The organism is Halioxenophilus sp. WMMB6 (assembly GCF_033283405.1).
GTDB lineage: Bacteria > Pseudomonadota > Gammaproteobacteria > Pseudomonadales > Cellvibrionaceae > Halioxenophilus.
The window spans coordinates 1-23,918 of the sequence record NZ_JAWMQR010000009.1; the positions used below are offsets into that span (position 1 = coordinate 1).

17 protein-coding genes and 1 riboswitch are annotated in these 23,918 nt (G+C 55.7%); of the genes, 12 read left to right on the forward strand and 5 right to left on the reverse strand.

Features of this window, described 5'->3' with window-relative positions:
- From SBL51_RS18415 to SBL51_RS18425, 3 genes are all read left to right on the forward strand, one after another.
- Positions 1–4,652: PKD domain-containing protein (locus SBL51_RS18415; protein ID WP_317932584.1), on the forward strand; the 4,652-nt coding region annotated here is incomplete at its 5' end.
- A gap of 20 nt (positions 4,653–4,672) precedes the next feature.
- The gene (mrtJ, locus tag SBL51_RS18420) at positions 4,673–5,092 is read left to right on the forward strand and encodes a JDVT-CTERM system glutamic-type intramembrane protease MrtJ (protein ID WP_317932585.1); all 420 of its coding nucleotides are present in this window, start codon (positions 4,673–4,675) and stop codon (positions 5,090–5,092) included.
- 236 nt (positions 5,093–5,328) lie between these two features.
- Positions 5,329–5,727: a DUF4278 domain-containing protein gene (locus SBL51_RS18425; protein WP_317932586.1), complete on the forward strand. Its 399-nt coding sequence runs from the start codon at positions 5,329–5,331 to the stop codon at positions 5,725–5,727.
- Positions 5,728–5,757: 30 nt separating this feature from the next.
- Here SBL51_RS18425 and SBL51_RS18430 read toward each other — a convergent pair whose 3' ends face one another.
- Genes SBL51_RS18430 through SBL51_RS18445 form a run of 4 tightly spaced genes read right to left on the reverse strand, consistent with a single transcriptional unit; the run spans position 5,758 to position 9,557 of the window.
- Positions 5,758–6,525, reverse strand: a complete 768-nt coding sequence (locus tag SBL51_RS18430; protein ID WP_317932587.1) for a choline/ethanolamine kinase family protein — start codon at positions 6,523–6,525, stop codon at positions 5,758–5,760.
- Entirely contained in the window at positions 6,522–7,148 is a 627-nt protein-coding gene (gene pnuC, locus SBL51_RS18435; protein ID WP_317932588.1) for a nicotinamide riboside transporter PnuC, read from the reverse strand. The genes SBL51_RS18430 and pnuC overlap by 4 nt, the downstream gene beginning before the upstream one ends.
- An 11-nt stretch (positions 7,149–7,159) precedes the next feature.
- Complete coding sequence (locus SBL51_RS18440) at positions 7,160–7,423, reverse strand: YkoF family thiamine/hydroxymethylpyrimidine-binding protein (RefSeq protein WP_317932589.1); 264 nt, start codon at positions 7,421–7,423, stop codon at positions 7,160–7,162.
- 28 nt (positions 7,424–7,451) lie between these two features.
- Positions 7,452–9,557, reverse strand: coding sequence for a TonB-dependent receptor (locus tag SBL51_RS18445; RefSeq protein ID WP_317932590.1), 2,106 nt, complete (start codon positions 9,555–9,557; stop codon positions 7,452–7,454).
- A gap of 61 nt (positions 9,558–9,618) precedes the next feature.
- Positions 9,619–9,727, reverse strand: a riboswitch (TPP riboswitch).
- 169 nt (positions 9,728–9,896) lie between these two features.
- Between SBL51_RS18445 and fadB the strand changes: the two genes are divergently transcribed.
- The 9 genes from fadB (at position 9,897) to SBL51_RS18490 (ending at position 22,474) form a co-directional block, all read left to right on the forward strand.
- Positions 9,897–12,041 carry a fatty acid oxidation complex subunit alpha FadB gene (fadB, locus tag SBL51_RS18450; protein WP_317932591.1) on the forward strand — a complete coding sequence of 715 codons (2,145 nt, stop codon included), beginning with the start codon at positions 9,897–9,899 and terminating at the stop codon, positions 12,039–12,041.
- Positions 12,042–12,104: 63 nt separating this feature from the next.
- The gene (gene fadA / locus SBL51_RS18455) at positions 12,105–13,280 is read left to right on the forward strand and encodes an acetyl-CoA C-acyltransferase FadA (RefSeq protein WP_317932592.1); all 1,176 of its coding nucleotides are present in this window, start codon (positions 12,105–12,107) and stop codon (positions 13,278–13,280) included.
- Positions 13,281–13,503: 223 nt separating this feature from the next.
- Positions 13,504–14,814: an NAD(P)/FAD-dependent oxidoreductase gene (locus SBL51_RS18460; RefSeq protein ID WP_317932593.1), complete on the forward strand. Its 1,311-nt coding sequence runs from the start codon at positions 13,504–13,506 to the stop codon at positions 14,812–14,814.
- A gap of 158 nt (positions 14,815–14,972) precedes the next feature.
- Positions 14,973–15,410, forward strand: coding sequence for an OsmC family protein (locus SBL51_RS18465; protein WP_317932594.1), 438 nt, complete (start codon positions 14,973–14,975; stop codon positions 15,408–15,410).
- 125 nt (positions 15,411–15,535) lie between these two features.
- A complete protein-coding gene (gene htpG, locus SBL51_RS18470; RefSeq protein WP_317932595.1) occupies positions 15,536–17,440 on the forward strand; it encodes a molecular chaperone HtpG in 1,905 nt (634 codons plus the stop codon).
- 245 nt (positions 17,441–17,685) lie between these two features.
- Positions 17,686–18,708, forward strand: a complete 1,023-nt coding sequence (locus SBL51_RS18475) for an NAD(P)H-dependent glycerol-3-phosphate dehydrogenase (RefSeq protein WP_317932596.1) — start codon at positions 17,686–17,688, stop codon at positions 18,706–18,708.
- Positions 18,705–18,983, forward strand: coding sequence for a DUF4389 domain-containing protein (locus SBL51_RS18480; protein ID WP_317932597.1), 279 nt, complete (start codon positions 18,705–18,707; stop codon positions 18,981–18,983). Before SBL51_RS18475 ends, SBL51_RS18480 begins: the two co-directional genes overlap by 4 nt.
- Positions 18,984–19,211: 228 nt before the next feature.
- On the forward strand, positions 19,212–19,667 hold the full coding sequence (sixA, locus tag SBL51_RS18485; protein WP_317932598.1) for a phosphohistidine phosphatase SixA: 456 nt from the start codon (positions 19,212–19,214) through the stop codon (positions 19,665–19,667).
- Positions 19,668–20,638: 971 nt separating this feature from the next.
- A complete protein-coding gene (locus tag SBL51_RS18490; RefSeq protein WP_317932599.1) occupies positions 20,639–22,474 on the forward strand; it encodes a DUF885 domain-containing protein in 1,836 nt (611 codons plus the stop codon).
- A gap of 99 nt (positions 22,475–22,573) precedes the next feature.
- Here the strand turns inward: SBL51_RS18490 and SBL51_RS18495 are convergent, their stop codons facing one another.
- On the reverse strand, positions 22,574–23,884 hold the full coding sequence (locus SBL51_RS18495) for a glycerophosphodiester phosphodiesterase family protein (RefSeq protein WP_317932600.1): 1,311 nt from the start codon (positions 23,882–23,884) through the stop codon (positions 22,574–22,576).
- Between the last annotated feature and the right edge of the window lie 34 nt (positions 23,885–23,918).

The window sequence follows — 23,918 nt, forward strand, 5'->3', positions numbered from 1 at the left end:
TGTTGGTGAGCAAAGCTGAACTCAATACGGGCGGCCCGTCGTTGGTACGTTCCGGCGAGAGCGTAGTAATTCGTGAGGGAGTTGATCTCAACCTGGATGTCACGGTAACCGGTGACAGCATGCACGGCGATCAATTCAGTTACTACCGCTATGTGGTTTCGAATACCGGCAACAGCAGTTTGGCAGATGTAGTCTTGCGGGTGGTGGCCCCGAACCGGGCCGCGTTCAGCGCAGCCGCCTCCTTGCCTGTGCCCACCGGCTGTTCTGCGTCGGTTTGTAACGGCAGCGAAGCCGAGTGGGGAGTCTATACCATTGGCCAGCTGGATGCCGGTGAAACCCGGGTGATCGTCTACCCGCTATTCGATCAAAGTCCCATCGATGGTGAACCGATGGTGACCCACGCATTATTGACCGAAGGCAGTGGTGACTACACGCTAGGAGTAAAACCCACTGTCCTTTATGAAACCACCACTGGCCTGGACTTGAACGTCTCAGCGAGTAAGCAGGTAGTTGCGGCTGAAGAGGTGTTCGACTACGAATTGAGCTTCGGCAATCGAGGCGGCAGCGCAGTTCAAGATTTGGTGTTAGCCATGACCTTGCCAGCCAATACCACATTTGTGTCAGCCAGTGATGGCGGTACAGAGAGTGGCGGAGTGGTGAGCTGGCCTTTAAATACCTTGAATGCCGGTGTGGCCGGTAAGCGTTTTGTCACTGTGCAAGCCAATACTGGATTAGGTGACGGTGAAGTACTGGTCAGCAAAGCCGAGCTCAATACCGCTGGCCCATCGCTGGTTCGAGCTGGCGAGAGCGTAGTGATTCGTGAGGGAGTTGATCTTAACCTGGATGTCACGGTAACCGGTGATAGCATGCACGGCGATCAATTCAGTTACTTCCGCTATGTGGTTTCGAATACCGGCAACAGCAGTTTGGCAGATGTAGTCTTGCGGGTGGTGGCCCCGAACCGGGCCGCGTTCAGCGCAGCCGCCTCCTTGCCTGCGCCCACCGGCTGTTCTGCGTCGGTTTGTAACGGCAGCGAAGCCGAGTGGGGAGTCTATACCATTGGCCAGCTGGATGCCGGTGAAACCCGGGTGATCGTCTACCCGCTATTCGATCAAAGTCCCATCGATGGCGAACCCATGGTGGCTCATGCAGTGTTGATGGATGGCAGTAATGATTACACGCTGGGTACTACGCCAACTATCCTCTTCGAAAGCTCTCTTTCACCAGAGTTGGTAATTGAGTCTGGTGAGTTCCACGTCACACCCGGGCAGCAGCAAGCCTTTAAAGTCTCTGTAGGTAACCCCACAGCAGAGGCGATAGGCAACGCGTTGTTAAAAGTCGCAATACCAGCGGGTTACAGTTTCACCTCGGCCAGTGGCCGCTACGAGATGGTCGACGGTAAGATTCTTTGGCCGCTTGGTAATATCAGCCCCAATACCTGGCGTGATGAGACATTCACCCTTAGCGTGGCTGGCGATGTTGTCGATGCACAAGTACTCACTATTGATGCGCAGTTGGTGGAAGCCAGCACAGCCGGTGAGGAGACCCCCATTGAGTGGGCAGGTATCTCATCGGTGGTGGAATCCAGTGGTGTGATGACCCTTAGCACAGCCCAATCGTTTACTTCCCCATTGGGTGAAGACAGCGCCATTAACTTTACGCTCACGGCCGATAACCAATCCGGTGTGGAGAATGCTGATGTCGGGCTTTATCACATGGTTTCGACCTACTCCATTGCGCCGGAAGCAACCGCTGGTGTTACCAACTGCTCGGCGTCAACGTGTACTTCAGGCGAATGGGCGAACTGGGCTTTAGGTAATATCGCCTCCGGTGGCTCGGTGAATTCCACAATCATCCCGGCGCTGACCGGCACTGTCCCCCCCGATGGCTTCCTGTTGGTGTTTAACACCTATCTGAATCACGCTTCGACCCCCCGTCACGATCAAATCCTGGTCGATACTCTAGGCGTCGGCAATGAGTTTAGCGTAGATACCAACCACGACAGTGACGCCGATGGCATCCCCGACTGGTGGGAACTGCGTTGGGGTTACAACCGTTGGGATGATTCGGATGCAAGTTCGGACGATGATGCCGATGAATCGACCAACCTGGAGGAGTATCAGGAGGAGACCTCACCTGTAAACTCTGATACAGACGGTGATGGCATTCTGGATGGCCCAGATACCAATGATCCGCTTGGTGACCTAACACCTGTAGCGGATGCTGGCGCTGATTTTAACGCCGCAGAAGGGGTAGACGCCTGTTTGGATGGTACCGGCTCTTACCAGCCAGATGACCCTGATCATACTCAAGCGTTGCTCTATCTCTGGTCACAAAGCAGTGGCACAGGTGTAACTCTCGATGATGCCACGGTAGCAGAGCCCTGCTTCACGGCACCCAATGTGGCGAGCTCCGAAGCGTTGGTCTTCTCCTTGGTGGTAACGGATCCGGGCGATAATGCCTCAGCACCCGACACAGTGACGGTAACGGTTGCGCCGGATGCAGCGCCGACAGCGGATGCCGGTGTAGACCAAACTACCGATTGCGGTCTTTTGGTAACCCTTAATGGCTCCAACTCTTTTGATGATATCGATGCGTTGGCCGATCTAACCTTCGCCTGGCAGGAGACCACCAGCACCGGTGTGACCCTCTCGGATGCTACGGCGGTGTCGCCAACCTTTACCACTCCCTGCTTTGGCTTAACCGGTGGTGCGGTTGCATTTGAGCTGACGGTGACTGATAGCGCAGGACAGCCCGATACCGACTCGGTAATTATTAATGTTGGCGCGCAGTCTGCGCCAATTGCGGCGTCTGGGCCGGACCAAGGCGTGTTGGAGTTTACCGAAGTGACGTTGGACGGCAGTGCCTCCTTTGACACTGACGGTACCGTGGTCAGCTATGTCTGGAGTCAGGCGATGGGTGATACGCCAGTAACTCTCTCGCCCAATGCCAACAGCGCGGTGGTCACCTTTACCGCGCCGGCAGCGACTGACACGCTCACCTTTACATTGACGGTTACAGACGACGACGGTTACATGGATGATGATGCCGTTGTGGTCAGTGTGGGGGATGTGCCTGTGCCCGTTTGTGTCGCCGGCCCGAACCAGAATGTGACGGAATTTTCTGATCCGGATAATGGTGTATTGACCGTGGTTGCCATGGATGCAACGGCAGGATCATCGATCCCATCGGGCAGCATTGTTGCATACGACTGGAACCAGCTTAGTGGGCCGGATGTTGTGTTAACGCCTCCGGATAATGGTGCAACCCAGTTCACCGTGCCTTCGGTGGGTAGTGGTGGTGCGTCGCTGAGTTTTGAGGTGGTCTGTACTTCGGACCTGGGGGCCTCTACCACCAGTGCACCGATTATCATCAATGTCTCTAACGTCAACCGTGCTCCAGATGCTGAAGCCGGTGTCGGACAAAATGTCGATATTGATGAACTGGTCACTTTAGATGGCGCCGGGTCTTCCGACCCTGACGGGGATAACCTCTCCTATGGCTGGGTTATGAGTAGTTCCACGCAGGGGTCAACTGTAGCCTTGGATAATCCTACAGCTGCCACACCAAGCTTCACCGCACCTGAGGTTGACCCGGTGACAGGCGAATCCTTTACCTTCACCTTGACGGTGACCGACGACGGCGAGGGTAACTTGATGGATAGCGACACGGTGATCATCAATGTTGCCCCCTGCGCTTGCCCACCGGTGGCGTCCGCCGGTGCAGATCAGTCGGTAAATGAGGAAGATGTGGTGATGTTGGATGCCTCGGCCTCGAGTGATCCCAATGAAGACACCTTAACCTACGCTTGGACGCAATTGAGTGGGCCAGTGGTGACCATAAGCGGTGCTAACTCGGCTACGCCCGCATTTACAGCACCAGCAGTGGGAGCGGGAGGCGCGGTACTTGAGTTCCGAGTGACTGTCTCTGATGGTTCACTTCAGGATTCTGACCAGGTGGTAGTGAGCGTTGCGGATGTGCCGACCACGCCCGCCGCCGAGGCCGGCGCCAACCAGACGGTATTGGTGGGTAGCCTGGTGTCGCTTAGTGGTGCCGCTTCAAGCGATGCCGATGGCGATATCGACAGCTACCTGTGGACGACCGATGCGGGCTTTACCCTCTCCGGTGCCGGGACCGCTGAGGTTAGCTTTACAGCGGATTCAGTGGGCACTTTCACCTTCACTCTGACGGTAACCGATGCCACTGGCCTCGCGGATAGTGACACGGTCACTGTGACTGTAACGCCGGATGGCGACCCGGTCGCCAATGCCGGCAGCAACCAGACGGTTAACGAAGGTGCCAGTGTTACCCTGAATGGCTCGGGCTCCAGCGACGCTGAAGGTAGCGTCACCTACCAGTGGCAACAGGTGAGTGGCCCTTCGGTTACCTTGTCGGGTGCCAACTCGGTATCGCCCAGCTTTACGGCGGGTACTGAAGGTAGCTTGGTGTTCCGGTTAACGGTGACCGACACTGCTGGCAATACCGATACTGACGAGGTGGCGATTACCGTTAACAAACCTTCGTCTGGCGGCAGTGGCGGTGGTGGCTGTACCATCGGTGGTACGGGTGCCTTTGACCCAACCTTACCGCTATTAGCCCTGTTGTCGTTGCTATGGATAAGCCGTCGTCGAATCAAGCGTTGCTTACTGTAAAAAAGATTTGTTGTGATCCAATGTTTTGGGCGGCACTCTGTGCCGCCTTTTTTATTGATATTGTGATTGCCTTCAATAGCCATTTCCCGGAGCGCTCTGTCTCTGGTTGGCAGGTTTTACTGCTGATTTTGGTTTACCCGGTGTTAGAAGAGATCGTCTTTCGGGGCTTATTGCAGTCTTTGCTACTAAAAGCTACCGGCAGTCGTTATTGCCTCGCCGGCGTAAGCTACGCCAACCTGATGGCAGCACTGCTGTTTGCCTTGGCCCATCTGCCCAGAGTGGGCGGGCTATTCGCGCTTTGGTTTTTTCTGCCCGGGTTGGTGTTTGGCTTCTTTCGGGACCGCACCGGTAACCTGTTGCCGGCCATCCTGCTGCATATTCTCTTCAATAGCATCTGGTTTTTAGTGGTCGAGCCGCTGAGGCTGGTGACTTTAGTTTGAAAAACCATCGAATTTAAATCACTTATTTCAATCTGTTATTTAACCCTGCATTTCGTGCGGGTAAAGGCGCCGTTCGGCCGTTTTCCTCTACCGTTAGCCCGCTGCCTGCTACTTTTGAGAGGTGTGCCCTGAGATTGCAGTAAACGGAAAAACACAAAGCAAGGAATCTTGCCAAGATTGATCGCTAAGCCTCCTGGAGGCGGTCCCAACAACAAAAATGGAACGGTTTAAGGGTTATGTCAGCAATCTACTTTTCTACTGAAAACTTAATTGCCCTCAACAAATTGGAAGCCTCGGTTCGCAAAGAGTCGGGGGTTCGTCATGTGCTCTCTGAAGAGCGGTCGCTGATCGATCTGATTAAAATGGCCAGTGTCAGCAGCAGTATTCAAATTCAAACGTCGTTGTTTAATTTTCTGCAGGGACTATCTTCAGAGCAGAAAAACCAGTTGGTTTATCGTGGTGTGAGTTTCTCTCGCGCCGAACAGAGGCCTGTGACGGAGAGTGATGGTCGTGTGGTTGAGCGCACCTATCGCGGTGTAAAAGTTGCCACACAGGCACCGGCATCAGTGAAGGCTGAAGAACCTGCCGTGAAAAAACCGGTGCGTATCTATCGCGGCCGGGTTATTACCGATTAATCAGATTGTGGTTAGTTTACTGTTGCGGCGTTAAAGCATTTGCCATAAACGAATAAACCAATAACGAATCTGCTCCAATTGTTTCCGGTCACACTGGCTAAACCCGCAGTCCATTTCTGGCAGATCCAGCCAGTCGAACTGTGGGTGGCCAAGCCCCGCGTATTCCCAATCGATGATCTGCAGCCCGCTACCGGTTTCGATGATGTTTTCCGGGCTTAAGTCGTGGTGGGTCAGAGTTTTTGGCCAGGCACAGCCTTGCCAATCTTCCAGGTTTTTGAGAAAAGCTTTTAAAGTGAGTCGTTCAGCTTTGCTGAGTAGGGCGCAGGTCCGGTCGGCATAATTTTTTATATGCCGGTAATAGTTGAACGGCTGAAGCTCGGTCAGCTCCAGTTGCTGGTAGCGCTGAATTATCTGAGCCAGGGCCTGCCGTTTATCGGGGGATTCCAAATCGGCCTGGCTCCAGGTTCTGCCGGGAAGATATTCCACCACGCTAAAGCCCAGGCGATTGTCCCAATAGAGGATGGCCGGGCTGATGCCTTGCTCGGCTGCAAGCTGATGGATTGTCTGCTCATGACAGCGGTTGATGCCGTACATTTTTGTCTGTGGCGAAAACAGTCGCAGCACCAGGTGCGGATAATTCGGATGGGGGGTGGAGAGCAAAAATGCGGTGTTGGTCAGGCCACCGGTAATAGTACCTTCTATTACCGGTGGTTTGTGCAGGTCGAGTGGCCAGAGCTTCCAGGTTGACGCTGCCAAGCGGCACGCTTCCAGGCCCTGAGTGGCAATGAAACTAATCAACCTGCACTAACCAAGGCTGGATTCTCCACAGCTTGTTGTTGCCGATAAATTTGCAGCCACTTGTAATAGCCAACCACGCACATACCCACATACCAGGCGAACAGTAGTGCGGTGAGGTACAACCCGCGATCAATGTAGAGGGCAATGGATACCGAGTCGATCACTATCCAATAGAGCCACTGCTGCAACACTTTTCTGGCGGCCAAGTAGGTGGTAAATACCGCTGCCCAAGTGGTAAAGGAGTCGACATAGGGCCAGGCGGCATCGGTATTTAATGAGAGCCACCAACCACTGGTGACGGTGGCGAAGGCGATAACCGCAAGCCACACCGCATTTTGCCACAGCTGCCACTGGTGAATCTCTATCCCTTCGTGCCCCTGGCCGCCATAACGCCACTGCCACCAGCCAAAGGCCGCCATCAACACATAATAGATATTGAGTGCGGACTCCATCAGCAGGCTGACGTGCCAAAACAGTAGTGTGTAAATAAGCGAGCTGAAAAAGGCGCAGTACCAGGCTTCGATGCGCTCCTTGACCATCAACCATAGATAGGCGACGGCCAATACCACCGCCAAAAGCTCCCAGGGGTTGATCTCTGCCAGCCAGGAAACGAGATTAGTCATAACTCAGACCCCTAATTCGGGGCGCTCTCCAGAACGGTAGAGTTAGGCAGAAATTTAGCGACGAATACCGCTTTACCGTGGGTTTCTTGGCTCCAGCGCAGCAGCATTTTTAAGCTGTCCATTACCAGATCGTAGTCGCCCATCATGATGGTGGCGGTTGGAAAAGTCTGTGTGGTAAGCCCTGTGATGGTATTTAATTTCTCAATAAAACCTTTAATCGGCGGAATATAGTCGCCGTTGAAGGGATACATAGTGAGTTCAACCGATATTTGCATAGGTGCCCCCTGGTCTAACGATTGTTAACTATTTGAATTGGTACTCGGCACTGATGCCAACCACTCTGGGTTCGCCGTACTGAACGTACAATTCGGGTTCGGCGTAGAAATCACGAGGGTCATTGCTAAAAGAGCCAAAGCCGCGCACGTAATAATCTTTGTCGGTTAAATTACGGCCCCATAGGCCCAGCTGCCAGTTGCCCAGGTCGTAGCTCAAGCGGGCATTGAGCAGTTGATAAGCCTTGGATTGATACTCGTGGTCGTTGGAGAAATAAAATTTATCCTTGCCCACCAGGCTCATCGCCAATAGCAGATTTTCGGTCAGCTGAGCCTCGCCACCCACGGTGTAGGTGTAGCTGGGAGCGTGGGGCAGTTCGTGACCGTCCAGATCCACGCCGATATTATTTTCCGGGTCGGCATCCACATGGGTGTAGCTGATGAAATCGGTAAATTCGCTGTGCATCAAGCCCAGGTTGGCAAACACTTTCACGGTGCTGGTAACCTGCCAATCAAGTTGTCCTTCCAAGCCGTAGGTGGTGCCGGCCGAGGCATTGCCGGTGTAATCATTAAAGACGCAGGGGAATCCCGCCGACGGGCACTCAACAAAGGTATTGGTGATCTGAACATCGCTGCGGTCCTGCCAGAAGAGCGCCACCTGGCTAAAAATTTTGCCCTCTGCCATTACGCTTTTTAATCCGAGTTCATAGTTGGTGAGGTATTCGGCATCGTACTCGCGAAATTCTGCGGGCACCTCGTTATTGGGGTTAAAACCGCCGAACTTGTAACCGCGCGAGGCAACACCGTAGAGCGTTTGCTCGTCGGCCAGGGCGTATTGCAACGCAACTTTACCACCCCAGGTATTTTCACTGGTGTCTAATTTGGTGTTGAGGTTGTCCTGGTAATCGGCATCGCGGTTCTCATAGCGCAGGCCGCTGGTCAGGCTTAAACGTTCATTTAAGGCAATGGTCACCTCGCCGTAGAGCGCTTCATTTTCTGTCTGGTAGCTGCTCTGAAAATCGCTGTCGTAGGTGTAAATCCGTTTTAGGTCGACCTCCTGGTCGCGGTAGTAAATGCCCAGCAGCCACTCAATATGGCCCGGTGCCGAGAGATAGCGCAGGTCGATCGCGCTGTTTTTGTTATCGCGCAGATACTGGTCGAAAGAGCTGTAGTCCCAGCCCTCACAAGGGGTGCCGTCACAGAAACCGGCGTAGACCCAATCCTCGTCGTAGCTGTATTCGATATCGGAGTCGGCGAGGCTTAAATTGGCGATCAGTTGGCTCGCGTTGGCAAATTGATAACGGCCAATGAGGGCCGAGGCCAGGGTCTCTTGCGCATCGGTGCCGGGTTGGTCGGAGAGGGTGGTGCGTTTATTGTCGAGGGAGAAGCCGTCGTAGCCGTTGTCGGCGTCGGCGTAAAAGGTGATCCAATTTAACGAGAAGGCATCGCTCGCCTGCCACTGCAGATTGGCCCGCAGATTGGTTTCGTCAATATTGGCGGTGTCGTCGCGCTGCAGGTAGGCGTTTTTGGTATAGCCGTCACTGCTGTTGTTTTGCGCCGCCAGGCGCAACCCCAAACGGCTGTTAATCGGCAGGTTGATAAAGCCGCGCACGTTGGTGGTGTTGTATTCGCCGATATCGGCTTTTATGTCCGCGTTCAGTTGATCCGTCACGGGGTTGCTGCGCACATTAATTAATCCGGCCAGGGCATTGGCGCCATAGACGGTGCCCTGGGGTCCGCGCAAGACTTCGATTTGGTCCACATCCAGGCTGGTGACTGCCGTGCTGATACCGGTGAAATCGATCCCATCAACAATCACGCCCACCGAGTAGTTGGTGGGTTCGATAAATTCACTGCGCTCACCAATGCCGCGAATTTGAATGAAGCGGCCGCGCGAGGCGCCACTGGAGAGGTTAACGTTGGCGCTCTGGGCCAGCACCTGCTCCAGGTGGGAGATGCTCTGTTGGTCCAGTTGTGCCTGATTGTAAATGGTGACGCTGGCCGGGTATTTAAGCAGCTGCGCTCCGCGCAGGTCGGCGGTTACCACCACCTCTTCAATGGCTGTATCAGCAGCCTGCACGGCGGCGGCCAGGGGCATCAGTAAGCTGAGAGAAACTAAAAAGCGAGCGTGTTGCATAGAGCCTCCATTAGAGAATGAACTAAAAGGAGACCCGGTAAGCGAGTGCGCAATAGGCGGAAGGTAATGGATTTCCTATCCCTACGCCGGCATTAACCGGATCAGGTCATAAGGGTTCGCACAGTCAATTGGTGCATCTCAGGCGTTCATTGCCACCCCTTAGGATGGGGGCCATTTTAACGACACGCGCAGAAATTTCTAGCGCTTTAGAGGCGACTTAGCCCATGTGATGGGCCAAAATGAGAGAAAATTGAGCGCAATGGTCATAAGCGTGGCGTACTGTTCGTATTACACTGCTGCGCTTGTCTTTCACACCAACAATAAATGAGGGTAAGCAACATGTTTGCGGGAACCGTCTTATCGGTAAAACCATTGGCCAACGGCATTGCAGAGCTCTGCTTTGACCGCCCGGGCGATGCCATAAACAAGTTTGATAAAGCCACTCTGGCAGAATTCCAACAGGCATTGACGGAGCTCTCCACCGCGACCGACGTCAAAGGTTTGCTACTCACCAGTGCCAAGGATAGTTTCATTGTCGGTGCCGATATCGGGGAGTTTGGCGAGATGTTCGCGCAAACCACCGAGGCGCTGATTGCCAATCTGGAAGATGTCAATTTCAACATCTTCAATCTGCTGGAGGATCTCCCTTTCCCCACGGTGGCGGCCATTAACGGCATCGCCCTGGGTGGCGGTTTGGAGGTGGCCCTGGCCTGTGATTTCCGCGTTTTATCCGATAATGCCCGAGTCGGCCTGCCAGAGACGCAATTGGGTATCTTCCCAGGCTTTGGTGGCACCGTGCGCTTACCGCGATTGATAGGCGTCGATAACGCCGTCGACTGGATTGCCAGTGGCAAAGAGAAAAAGGCCGCGTTGGCTTTGAAAGATGGCGTGGCCGATGCGGTGGTTGCGGGCGATCTGCTGCGCGACGCGGCACTGGATATTATTAGCAAGGCCATCGCCGGCGATTTCAACTGGCAGGCCAATCGGGCCGCCAAAAAGGCACCGCTGCTGTTGAACGACATCGAATCGTTGATGGCCTTTGAAACCTGCAAGGCGGTGGTTGGCCAGGCAGCCGGGCGCAACTACCCGGCACCTCTGGCGGCGGTTAACTGCATCCAGGAGGCCGCCAAACTCGACCGCGATGGTGCACTTAAGGTGGAGGCGAAAAACTTTGCCGCCGTTGCCAAGACGGAAGTGGCCAAGCAGTTGATCAACCTCTTCCTGGGTGACCAGCTGCTGGTAAAAACCGCCAAGGGTTTTGCCAAAGCGGCCGAGCCGGTGCAGCAGGCGGCGGTGCTGGGTGCGGGCATTATGGGTGGCGGTATCGCCTACCAATCGGCCTACACCGGTACCCCCATTATCATGAAAGACATCGCCCAGGCCGGTATTGATCTGGGCGTGACCGAAGCCACCAAGCTACTCAGCAAGCTGGAAGCCAAGGGTAAAATCAACAGTACGCGCATGGCGCAGGTGCTCAACAGCATCCACCCGGCCTTGGATTATCACCAGTTTGGCAGTGTCGATATGGTGGTAGAAGCCGTGGTGGAGAACCCCAAGGTTAAGCACGCCGTGCTGACCGAGGTGGAGTCAGTCATTCCTGAGACCGCCATCCTCGCCTCCAACACCTCAACCATCTCTATCGATTTTCTTGCCCAGCCACTGAAGCGACCAGAGAACTTCCTGGGTATGCACTTCTTCAACCCGGTTAACCGCATGCCCCTGGTAGAGGTTATCCGCGGCAGCAAAACCAGCGATGCCGCCGTCGCCAAAACCGTGAGCTACGCCCTGGCGATGGGTAAAAAGCCGGTGGTGGTGAAAGACTGCGCCGGCTTCCTGGTCAACCGCGTGCTCTTTCCCTACTTTGCTGCCTTCACCCAGCTGCTGCATCAGGGCGCCGACTTTGTCGCTATTGATAAGGTGATGGAGAAGTTTGGCTGGCCTATGGGCCCCGCCTACTTGCTGGATGTGGTCGGCATGGATACCGCGCACCACGCCGCCAGTGTGGTGGCTGAGGCCTACCCCGATCGCATGAAACACGAGTTCCAGGATGCTGTAACCGCCCTCTACCAGGCCAATCGCTACGGCCAGAAGAACGGCAAAGGCTTTTACCAATATGTGGCCGATAAAAAAGGCCGGGTTGGCAAAGTGGCGGATGAGTCTGTGGCTGAGTTTTTGGCGCCCATCTGTGGGCCGGCTAAGGAGTTCTCGGCCGATGAGATCTGTGAGCGTTTGATGATCGCCTTCTGCCTGGAGTCGGTCCGCTGTCTGGAAGAGGGCATCGCCGCATCACCCACCGACCTCGACATGGCCATGATCTACGGCGTTGGCTTCCCACCCTTCAGGGGTGGGCCGATTCGCTACCTGGAGACTATCGGCGTGGCCGAGTTCGTCAAGCTTGCCGACAAGTACGCTGAACACGGTGGCCTGTTTAAGGTAACCGACCAGCTGCGCGCCATGGCTGCTGCCGGCAAAACCTTTTACTAGGGGCGGGCGTTTGTCTCTCCTTAACCAGAATAAAACCTAATACGAGATGATTGGAGGCTAGCCATGAGCTACCAACCGAGAGATGCGGTGATTGTCGACTATGGCCGTACCGCCATGGGCCGGTCCAAAGGCGGTATGTTCCGCAACACCCGCGCCGAAGATTTATCGGCGGATCTGGTCAACGGGCTGTTTGCCCGCAACCCCAAAATCGACCCGGCCGAAGTGGAAGATGTGATCTGGGGCTGTGTTAACCAAACCAACGAGCAGGGCTGGAATATCGGCCGCATGTTGTCGTTGCTGACGGTAATTCCGCACACCGCCGGTGGCCAAACCGTAAGCCGCCTGTGTGGCTCGTCGATGTCGGCCCTGCACACCGCCGCCCAGGCGATTCAAACCAACAACGGCGACGTGTTTGTGGTCGGTGGCGTGGAGCACATGGGCCACCTGCCTATGGATCACGGCGTTGACCCCAACCCCCGCTTGAGCAAGTACGTCGCCAAGGCTGCCGGCCTGATGGGCATGACCGCCGAGATGCTGAGCCTGCTGCACGGCATCAGTCGGGAGCAGCAGGATCAGTTTGCCGTTCGTTCCCACCATCGCGCCGCCGCGGCGGCCGCCAGTGGCCACTTCGACCGCGAAATTATCGCCATCAATGGCCACGACGCCCGCGGCTTTAAGCAGCTCTGCAAGGCGGATGAAACCATCCGTGCCGAGACCAATATGGCCGATCTGGCGAAGCTGGCGCCGGCCTTTAACCCCAAAGGGGGTTCGGTAACGGCGGGCAGCTCCTCGCAAATTACCGACGGCGCCTCGGCCATGATCGTTATGTCCTACGAGCGCGCTCAGGCCCTGGGGGTGACACCTATCGCCCGCATCAGCGCCATGGCGGTGGCCGGCTGCGACCCCTCCATTATGGGTTATGGGCCAGTGCCTTCCACTCAAAAAGCGCTCAAGCGCGCTGGGATGAGCATGGACGATATCCAGATGGTGGAGCTCAATGAAGCCTTCGCTGCCCAGGCGCTGGTGGTTCTAAAAGATCTGCAACTACTGGATGCCATGGATGACAAGGTGAACCTCTACGGCGGTGCCATCGCCCTGGGCCACCCCTTTGGCTGCTCCGGCACCCGTATCACCGGTACTCTGCTAAGCGTGATGCAGGAGAAGGGGGCCACCATAGGCCTGTCGACCATGTGTATTGGCTTGGGGCAGGGTATCAGTACCATTCTGGAACGCTGTTAGCCCCTTGCGCCTGTGCTGGTAAACCAGCGCAGGCGTGCCCTCTATTCCTCTCCTCAAACTCTCCCTTCTAGTAAGCCCGCCGCTAGTGCTTGGGTAGTACAAAACCGCCACCATCTCCCAGTTGAATCGCCAAGGGCGAGCCGGTAACTTGGATTGCTGCCAGGAAATATACCCCTGCTCGCCCAGCCGGCAGCGGTATATTTCTTAAATTAAGGGTACTCACATGAAAATTGTCATTGTTGGAGGTGGCGCCGGCGGCCTGGAACTGGCCACAAAACTGGGACAAAAGTTGGGTAAAAAGGGGCGGGCGGAGGTGGTCCTGGTGGATCGCAGCCAAACCCACATCTGGAAGCCCCTGTTGCACGAGGTGGCTTCCGGCTCCCTGGATGCCGACGTCGAAGGGGTAAGTTATCGCGCCCACGGCCATATCAACGGCTACACCTTCAAGCTGGGGGAGTTGAGTGGGGTGAATCCAGAGACCCGTACCATCCAGCTGCGCGCCATGCAGAACGCCCAGGGCGAGGAGTTTCTGCCGGCCCGCATCGAGAGCTATGACCTGCTGGTGCTGGCCATCGGCAGTGTCGCCAATGACTACGGCACGGCCGGTGTTGCCCTGCACTGTATCTTTCTCGACAGCCTGAAACAGGCCAAGCGCTTCCATCAGCGGTTGCTGGAGAAGTTTATTCAGCTGAATAAGCGCCTGGAGGAGGGCGATACCCAATCGGTGTTGCGAGTGGCCATTATCGGTGGCGGCGCCACCGGGGTGGAGTTGGCGGCGGAGCTGCACCGGGCAAGGGAGTGGTTTGCCACCTACGGTTTGAAAAACCTCACCGCGGAGCACCTGCAGTTAACCCTGATAGAGGCCGGGCCCAGGCTGCTGCCGCAGTTGAACGAGCGCATCAGTGGCGGCGCGGCGGCGGAACTGGTTAACCTGGGAGTAGATGTGCGCACCAACACGGCGGTGACGGCCGCCACCAATGAGGGCTTTGAGACCGGCAGCGGCGAGCTGATTGCCGCCGATATGATGGTCTGGGCGGCGGGGGTGAAGGCGCCGGAGTTCCTTACCCAGATTCCCGGTTTGGAGTTTAACCGCGCCAATCAGATTCTGGTTAAGTCAACCCTGCAATCGACCCGCTACGACAACCTCTTCGCCCTGGGCGACTGTGCCGGTTTCTCCCTGCCCACTGCCGATGGTAAGCCGCGCTGGGTGCCGCCCCGGGCGCAGTCGGCCCACCAGATGGCCGACACCGTGGCCTGCAATGTGGTGCGGCTGCTGCAGGGCAAGTCGCTGCAGGAGTTTCGCTACCAGGATTTCGGCTCGCTGGTATCACTCAGTGACTACAGCGCCTTTGGCCGCTTGATGGGTGGCCTGGCGCGGGGCGGGCTGAGCCTGGAGGGGACTCTCGCACGCTGGGCCTATCTCTCCCTCTACCGCATGCATCAGCTGGCAATTTATGGCTGGTTCCGAACCCTGCTGATCACCATCAGCGACCGCCTCAATCGCTTTATCCGCCCCAAACTCAAACTGCATTAACTCGGTTTTGCCGGCCACCACGGCCGGCTTAAGCCCTGGTAAAAGTTAAGGATTTATGGTTTGGGCTTGAAAAAGCGCGGCGCGGCTGCAATGGTTAGCAGTTATCTAACTAGTGTAGAAAGGCCTAAGCCCGCTAATTTTTATCAGGAATTGATTTTATGAATGAGTTTCCCCACCACTACCCCGTCACTGCCAGCGTCTCCAGCGACAGCTACGTAACCCTGCAGAGCCCGGGTATCAGCGCCACTATTGAGTCGGCCGCCCCCGCCCAGTTTGGTGGCCCGGGTGACCGCTGGTCGCCCGAAACCATTCTGGTGGCCGCCGTAGCCGACTGTTTTCTGTTGAGTTTTAAGGCTATTGCCACGGCCTCCCGTTTTGAGTGGTTGGCGCTCGAGTGTTCGGTTGACGGTGTGCTCGACAAGGTGGAACGCACCATCAGATTCACCGAAATGCACATCAAGGCCAAGCTCACTGTGGCCGAGGGTACGCCGGTGGAGAAGGCCACCAAACTGCTGGAGAAGGCCGAGCAGCACTGCCTGGTCTCCAACTCACTCTCCTCCCAAGTGCACCTCGAAAGCGAAGTCATCTTTAGCTAAGCGCTTGAAATTCGAGGATTTGCCCCCAGTTTCCTTGCCAACCCCCGCCGGGTGCCAGCAGGCGCCCGGTAATAATCCATAAATGGCAAAATAACCTTCGCAAGCACTTGGAGGAGCAACCCTCGATGACCACCAGCCAGAAAGAAACCCGTGGTTTCCAGACTGAATCCAAGCAACTACTGCACTTAATGATTCACTCCTTGTATTCCAACAAGGAGATTTTCCTGCGGGAATTGGTTTCCAATGCCTCAGACGCCGCCGACAAACTGCGCTTTGAGGCACTCAAAAATGACGCCCTGTTCGAGGGTGACAGCGACCTGAAAATTCGCGTCGAATTCGATAAAGAGGCCAAAACCGTCACCATCAGCGACAACGGGATTGGTATGTCGCGCGATGAGGTGATCGACCACCTGGGGACCATTGCCAAATCCGGCACTGCCGCCTTTTTGCAAAACCTCACCGGCGACGAGAAGAAAGATTCCCACCTGATTGGCCAGTTTGGTGTTGGCTTCTATTCGGCCTTTATCGTTGCCGACAAGGTAGAGGTTTTCACCCGTCGGGCTGGCTTGCCGGCCGCGGAAGGTGTTCACTGGGAGTGTGATGGCGAGGCCGAGTACACCATCGAAAGCGTGGATAAAGCCGATCGCGGCACCCGCATTGTGCTACATCTGAAGGCTGATCAATTGGAATTTGCCGATGATTGGCGCCTGCGTTCCATCATCAAAAAGTACTCCGATCACATCTCCCTGCCCGTGGTTATGGCCAAGGTGTTGCCACCGGCCGAAGAGGGCGAAGCGGACGCGGCACCGGAAGATGAGACCATCAACACCGCCACCGCCCTGTGGACTCGCTCGCGCTCTGAAATCAGCGACGAGGAGTATCAGGAGTTCTACAAGCATATCTCCCACGACTTCTCCGAGCCGCTCAGCTGGAGCCACAACCGGGTGGAGGGCAAGCTCGACTACACCAGCCTGCTCTACATTCCCGGCCATGCGCCCTTTGACCTCTACAACCGCGATGGCGCCCGAGGCCTGAAACTCTACGTGCAGCGTACCTTTATCATGGATGACGCCGAGCAGTTCCTGCCCATGTATCTGCGCTTCATTAAAGGGGTGGTCGATTCCGCCGACCTGTCGCTCAACGTTTCCCGCGAAATTCTGCAGAAAGACCCCAACATTGATGCCATGCGCTCCGGCCTGACCAAGCGGGTATTGGATATGCTGGAGAAACTGGCGAAGAACGATTCGGAAAAATACGCCACCTTCTGGCAGGAGTTTGGCCAGGTATTGAAAGAGGGGCCGGCGGAGGACTTCGCCAACAAAGAGAAGATCGCCAAGCTGTTGCGCTTCGCCTCCACCCACACCGACTCCGACGAACAGAACCAGTCTCTGGAGGCTTACATCGAGCGCATGCAGGAGGGCCAGGACAAGATCTACTATGTCGCGGCCGAGAACTTTAACACCGCCAAAAACAGCCCCCATCTGGAGGTGTTCCGCAAGAAGGGGATTGAGGTGCTGACCCTGTTCGACCGCGTTGATGAGTGGTTGATGGGCAATATGTTCGAGTTTGACGGCAAGAAGTTCCAGGATGTCGCCAAAGGCTCATTGGATCTGGGCAGTCTCGACTCCGACGAAGAGAAAAAGGCTCAGGAGGAGAGCGAAAAAGAGCTGGCGGGTCTACTGGAGCGCGCCAAGGAGGCCTTGTCGGAAGAGGTCAACAATGTCCGCCTGACCCATCGCCTGACCGATTCCCCCGCCTGTTTGGTGGTGGGTGAAAACGATATGGGGGCGCAGATGCGACGCCTCTTGGAACAGGCTGGCCAGGCGGTGCCGAGCAGCAAACCCGATTTCGAGCTGAACCCGGAACATCCACTGGTGAAAAAACTGGATATGGAGCCCGATGAGGACCGTTTCGGCGAGCTGATCAAGGTGCTGTTTGACCAGGCCTGTCTGGCCGAGGGCGGCACCCTCAAAGACCCGGCCTCTTATGTGCGTCGTTTGAACAAACTGATGTTGGAACTGACCAACTAAGCGGGGATTACCGCTACCGAAAAAGCCAAGCCTCTGCTTGGCTTTTTTGCTAATGTGAGTAGTAATCTGCGCCAGCGGGGTGACTGATTGGCCAACGGACGAACAATCTACCGTTTAAAACAACAGTCACTTTTAACCGTTAGGGTGGTAGAAATAGAGTTTTTACGGGGCAATTTGACTGACAGGGGCCCTCAGCAACCCCGATAACTCCAAGCCACAATAACTTCAACAGAGAAAGGAGCATCATGCCGGATTCGCAAAAGATCGCAGTGTTGGGCGGCGGCAGTTTTGGTACCGCCATCGCCAACTTTACTGCGACCAACGGCCATCAGGTGTATCAGTGGATGCGCAGTGCCGATCAGGCCGCCGCCGTAAACGCCACGCGTGAAAATGAACGCTACCTACCCGGTTATCAGCTGCACCCCGCCTTGCAGGTAACTGCAGATTTGCAGCAGGCGCTGGACGCTGCTGAGATCGTCTTTGTCTCTATTCCCAGTAAATCTTTCCGTGCGGTCGTGCGCCAGATGAAGCCTTATCTGGCGCCTACAGCCATGGTGATCAGTACCGCCAAGGGTCTTGAGCCTGACGGCTTCGTGCTGATGAGCCAGATTCTGGAAGAGGAGCTGCCCGGGCAGGCCATAGGTGTACTGAGCGGCCCTAACTTTGCCAAAGAGATAGTGCAAAAGCAGCAGACGGGTACTGTGATCGCCAGTGACAACGACGCGTTGATCGAGAAGGTACAGGCCGTGCTGAGTTCGCCCAGCTTTCGGGTCTACGCCAATCACGACCGCTATGGCGTGGAGCTGGGCGGTGCGCTGAAAAACATCTACGCCATTGTCACCGGTATGGCCGCTGCCCTGGGCTGCGGTAGTAACACCCAGGCCATGCTGCTGACCCGCTCGCTGGCTGAAATGGGGCGCTTTGCCCAAGCACTGGGGGCCAACCCCATGACCTTCCTGGGGCTCGCGGGGGTGGGTGACCTGATACTTACCTGTACCTCCGACCTCAGCCGCAACTACCGGGTGGGATTCGCCATTGGCCAGGGGAAAAGCCTGGAGCAGGCCATTGCTGAGATTGGCCAGGTGGCGGAAGGGGTGAACACCCTCAAAATCATCAAAAGCAAGGCCGACCAACTGGGTGTATACATGCCGTTGGTGTCGGGCTTACACGCGGTTTTGTTCGAGCACAAGCCAGTGGCGGAGGTAGCCGCCAGCCTGATGCAGGGGGAGCAGAACTACGACGTTGAATTTACGGTGCCAAAACCATGAGCTCTGAACAGTATGGCTGGAACCGCCAGGCGTTTTGGCTGCGGTTATTAGTAATGCTGCCGGTGGCGCTAGTTGCCTACCTGGCGATTATTGTGGCGTGGCTGTTAATCGTGTTGCAGCTGTTTTATACCCTGATAGCCTGCGAACGTAGTGAGCAATTAAGCCTCTGGGTAACCGGGCTCGGGCGCTTTATTGGGCAGGCGTTCTCTTTTCTCTGTTTTGCCAGTGAGTCCAAACCATTCCCCTTTGGGGACTGGCCTTCTTCCGACCCCTAGTGTACAAAGCGAATACATCGCCTTTTCACCGCAGCACCCGATGAGTTGTTGCACCAGTGTAGGGCGGTTTGGCTGTGGTGTGGCTGAAAAGCAGTCGTTTTTAGCGGGCGAGAATGGATCTGAATTACCCGGAAAATCGTTCTGGCGTTGAGCTGGTTTGATCTCAACCTAGGTGCAAAACCATAAGTTGGCTATAAAAAAAGACCAATACAGATAAGGAGTTCGAGGATGCGTATTTTCCTGTTACGGCACGGTGAAGCGGAACCTCATGTACAGCCGGATAGTGCACGCCCCCTAACTGCACGGGGTATTCTGGAGACAGAAGCGATTATCGAGCGTGAGCTGGATGCGTTGAGGTCGGTTTCGAGTTTGTGGGTGAGCCCCTATACTCGCGCCCAACAGACCGCTGAACGGGTTATCCGCAGGCTGCCGGAACTGGCGCCGCAAACTACCGACCTCTTGGTACCAGAGGCCAATCCCCAACGGCTGGCAACCGCACTGGAGGCGGCGGCTGTTGAGAGTGTGCTATTGGTGAGCCACCAGCCACTGGTGGGGGTGTTTCTGGATTGGCTGGTTGGCTTGGAACCGGGTTGTCAGCGCCTGGGTACCAGTGCCTTGGCAATGATCGAAACCGAGGTAATTGCCGGTGGTTGTGGCGAATTGCGCTGGGTGGTACAGCCCTAGGGGCTTAGCGAAAGCAGGTCTGCAGAGCTTAGATGGGCGAGCGGAATGACAAACCCCAGATACTAGAAGGGCGATTTAACCGAGTGGTTAAATCGCCCTTTTAATTCTGAGCAGCTTCCATTGACCTTACCTGGTCTTAGTAGTTTTCCTTCGTGCGTCCTGCCAAAAAAACATCCTGTGTGCGAGTCCATTGCGGCTGGTAACTCCTTACCAGTACTCCTGGCCCTACCTTGAGCTATTAGCATCCTGCCAATTGGCCGTCCTGGCGAAATCCCTTTACCGAGATCCTTAAGCCCTCCTTGGGCGAGAACAGATTCCTCTTGAATCAGTTCATTGCGCAACTCCTTCGCGCATCACTCCCTGGTTTCGCGCTCCTCGCGAATGAAGCATCCTTGCGCGTCCGTGCAAGCGTCCTGGCTTAACCTTCCTGGTTAAAATTCCCTGCCGGTCTCCCTACCGATATTGATCAGATGATCAATTCTTTTTGGCTTAGGCTCTGCAACTCGATCGCACTTATTTGCTATTCGAAAAGCATTTTCCGTGCCTAATGCCTGTTTACCGCTGTTTAAACCCTTAGACCGCTTTCCCTGTGTTGCTTTAGGGTTTCTGCAATTAAGAGTGAGGGTTTGTGTTACACAATCTCACTCTGTTTTACATTTTTGCTACCGCCCCAGCCGAGCTGTTGGTTGACCTTTGGGTTGTTGCTAACTTTGCCACGGGGGCTTTACAACTTAATGACTCATTGGCGGCGGTTGCCGATACTCCAATTTTGGGTGTACCGGTTAAGTTGAGGTAAGTATGGATCAGGGCCTGGTTGTTATCTGTAGGAGAAAGGAGAAAGATTTGTGAGATATATCGCACACGGCTGGCGTCAATCGCCACATTTTGGGGGCTGAGGGGCCACTGCCTGGCTTCGTCTGCACTTGATAAACCCATGGGCTTTATTTGGCATGACTTTATTGGAGACCCGCATGCAGCCATTATCCAAGGCGCTCTATACCATAACCCTTTTTACCTGCTGGCTGTTGATTGCCTGTTCCCCCAAGCAGGAGGCTCTATCCGAAATGCAGAGCGATGCCAGTGAGGTGCCGGCCGAGGCCTTCTCTGCCTTGCTTGACCGCTACTACCAGGAAGACCTGACCCGTTCTCCGGTCTACGCCTCTTATCAAGGGGTGAAAGAGGGCTATGGCTCCTGGGATGAGGTCAGTGAGGCAGAAGAGGCACGGGAGTTGGCAGTGCAGACCGCCCGCCAGGCGGAGTTGGCTGCCATCGACGAAGCCACGCTGCCCGAGCAGGAGAGAATGGCGCTGGCCATCGCCCGCTTGAATGTCCGACGTAAGATTGAGGGTTACCCCTACCGTAACAACGATTATGTCATGCAGCAATTTCGCGCCTGGCACACCTCCGTGCCCAGTATTTTGATCAATGTGCACAAGGTGAGCAGCAAGCAGGACCTGCGCGACTATCTCTCCCGGCTGGCCAATACCGAACCGCTCTTTGCCCAGGTGCGCAAAAAAATGGCGATACAGGCGGAGTTGGGGGTCTTTCCGCCGCGCTGGAGCTATCCGCAAATGATTGAGGCCGCCGGCAACGTGATCAGTGGTTACCCCTTCAGCGACTCCCCCGAGCCGGTTAATCCCATCTATGCCGATTTCCAAAGCAAGCTCACCAGCTTGGCGCTGGAGCCGGCGGAGAACGAGGCCTTTCTGCAAGAGGCGAAGACGCTGCTGGTAAACACTGTGGCGCCAGCCTATGTGGGGTTGATTGATGATCTTAAAAAGTATCAGGCCGAGGCCCCCGAGGGGGATGGTGTCTGGCGTCTACCCAATGGCGAGGCCTACTACCAATATCTGCTCCGGCTCTACACCTCTACTGATTTAAATGCCGAGGAGATTCACCAGCTGGGGCTCGATAACGTCGAGCGGATTCACGCCGAGATGCGCGCCATTATGGCGAGGGTCGGTTTTGAGGGGTCGCTGCAGGAGTTTTTTCTCTTCATGCGCGAGGAGCCGCAGTTCTATTTTGACAACAGCGATGCTGGGCGAGAGGCCTACCTACAGCAAGCAGTGGCGGTTATCGATACCATGCGCGCCCAGTTGGACGGTTGGTTTGGCATTCAGCCCCAGGCGGAGTTAATGGTGAAACGGGTTGAGCCCTTTCGGGAGAAGAGTGCCGGTAAGGCGTTTTATCAGCGCCCGCCGCCGGACGGTAGCCGCCCGGGTATCTATTACGTAAACCTCTACAAGATGGCGTCGATGCCCAAATACCAGATTGAAGCCCTGGCCTATCACGAGGGGATACCCGGTCACCATCTGCAACTGGCCATTAACGCAGAGTTAAAAGGCATCAGTAACTACCAGAAAAGCGTTCGCTTTACCGCCTTCACCGAAGGCTGGGGGCTCTACAGTGAGTACCTGGGCAAGGAGATGGGCTTTTATCAGGATCCCTACTCCGATTTTGGTCGCCTGGCCATGGAGTTGTGGCGTGCCTGCCGTTTGGTGGTCGATACCGGCATTCACAGCCAAGGGTGGAGCCGCGAGCAGGCCATTCAATATTTAACCGACAATACGCCCAACCCGATTGCCGACCAGGAGAAGGCCATCGAGCGCTACATTGTTTACCCCGGCCAGGCCACCGCCTACCTGATTGGCAAGATAAAAATATTGTCACTGCGCGAGCAGGCCCAGGCCGCTTTGGGTGAGCAGTTCAGCATGGCGCAGTATCACGACCTGGTGTTGAAAAATGGCCCCATGCCGCTGTCGATGTTGGAAGCACGGGTTAACGACTGGATTGCCAGCTATCAGTAGTGGGTACTGGACCGCAGAGACAAAATCCGCAGAGTCAAAAAAGCAGCCCTTTGGCTGCTTTTTTATTGCCGGTTTGTTACTGCCAGAGATCTGTTTCGCTTACTTTAAGTTCATGCAATTAGCGTAGTAGGTGGTGGTGGCCGGCCAATCGGAAAAGACACCAATCACCCCTACCTTTTGCGCCAGGGCATCAAGCACCTTGTATTGGTCACTATCTTTGTTAACTGCCTGGGCCAGTGGATTGATATCGAAGCCATAGTAGAAGGTTGTCTGCGGTCGCCCCTCGGCATCGCTGCCGGTACGTGAACCCCGGCGCAGGTCGGAGCGCTCCAAGGTCCAGGTGATAATTTTCAAGCCGGCCTCCCGGGCCTTTGCTGCGTAAACGGAGGGCACAATATCGCCGTCGTCGGTCACTCGCAGCAACAGTGGTATGGGCGGTGCAATGATATTGACACCGGCCTCGGCCAGTGCCTGCATGCTGGGTTGGAAGGTGCTGGCATCGTTGGGGTTTAAGCCGTTTTCATAGCGCTCGTCCAGAAAGACCGCCTGCTTGCCGAATTTCGGCGCCTTGGCAATCCAGTAGTGAATATCGTCCAGATTAAATGATTGTGGCCAAACCTGGTTTGGATTGACTCCGGCGGCAATGTAGTCGTCGACCATCTTCTGGGCATAGGCCTGCTGTGAGCCAAAAACATCGTCGATGGTTGTCTTCGCACCCGGGTCGCCCACTTTTAATTCCGGTGTGAATTCCACGCCCAGCTGTTGGAAGAGTTCGATGCTCTCTTTGTGGGTCATCAGTGTGCCGCGGGCATCGTAGAGCTGGGTGCGCCAATCGGGCACGCCCCCTTGGTAGGCTTCGGCGCTGGTGGCGGTAGGGTCGAAGGAGTCCATCTTGCCTTTCAGGCTTTTAAACTCCGCCAGGGTCAGGTCACTGGCGCAACACTTAACGGTATCGGGGTTGGGGTTGTTTGGGTCCCAGGGTTGGGTGCAATGGCTATTTAACTCGGTGGTAAGAATATTGGTGGTGGTGTGCAGGTCACACTGGGCATGGCGACAGACCAGTTCGCCATCTGCGGTGAAGGTGACATCACACTCCAGTATGCCGGCTCCCATGCTGGCTCCGGCGATGTAGGATTCGCGGGTGTGTTCAGGGAATTGGGCGGCGGCGCCGCGGTGGCCGATGGAAAATGGGGTTCGGTAAAATGGCTGGTTTTTGCAGGCTTCGAGCTTCTCTTTCAGCTCGCCGTCATCCATGCCGTCGACCAGATAAAAGGGGCGGGGGCCCAGATCAGCCGGGATGTTATTGTGTTGTTCGGGTGTGGCTTTGTTGCCGCCATAAGCGGTTTGCATGGTGCACACTAGCAGCAGAGTGATCGCCAGTCTGTGGGCGACCTTTTGCGCTTTCTGCATTGCTGATCTCCTATCCGGTCATTGGAAAGCGAGC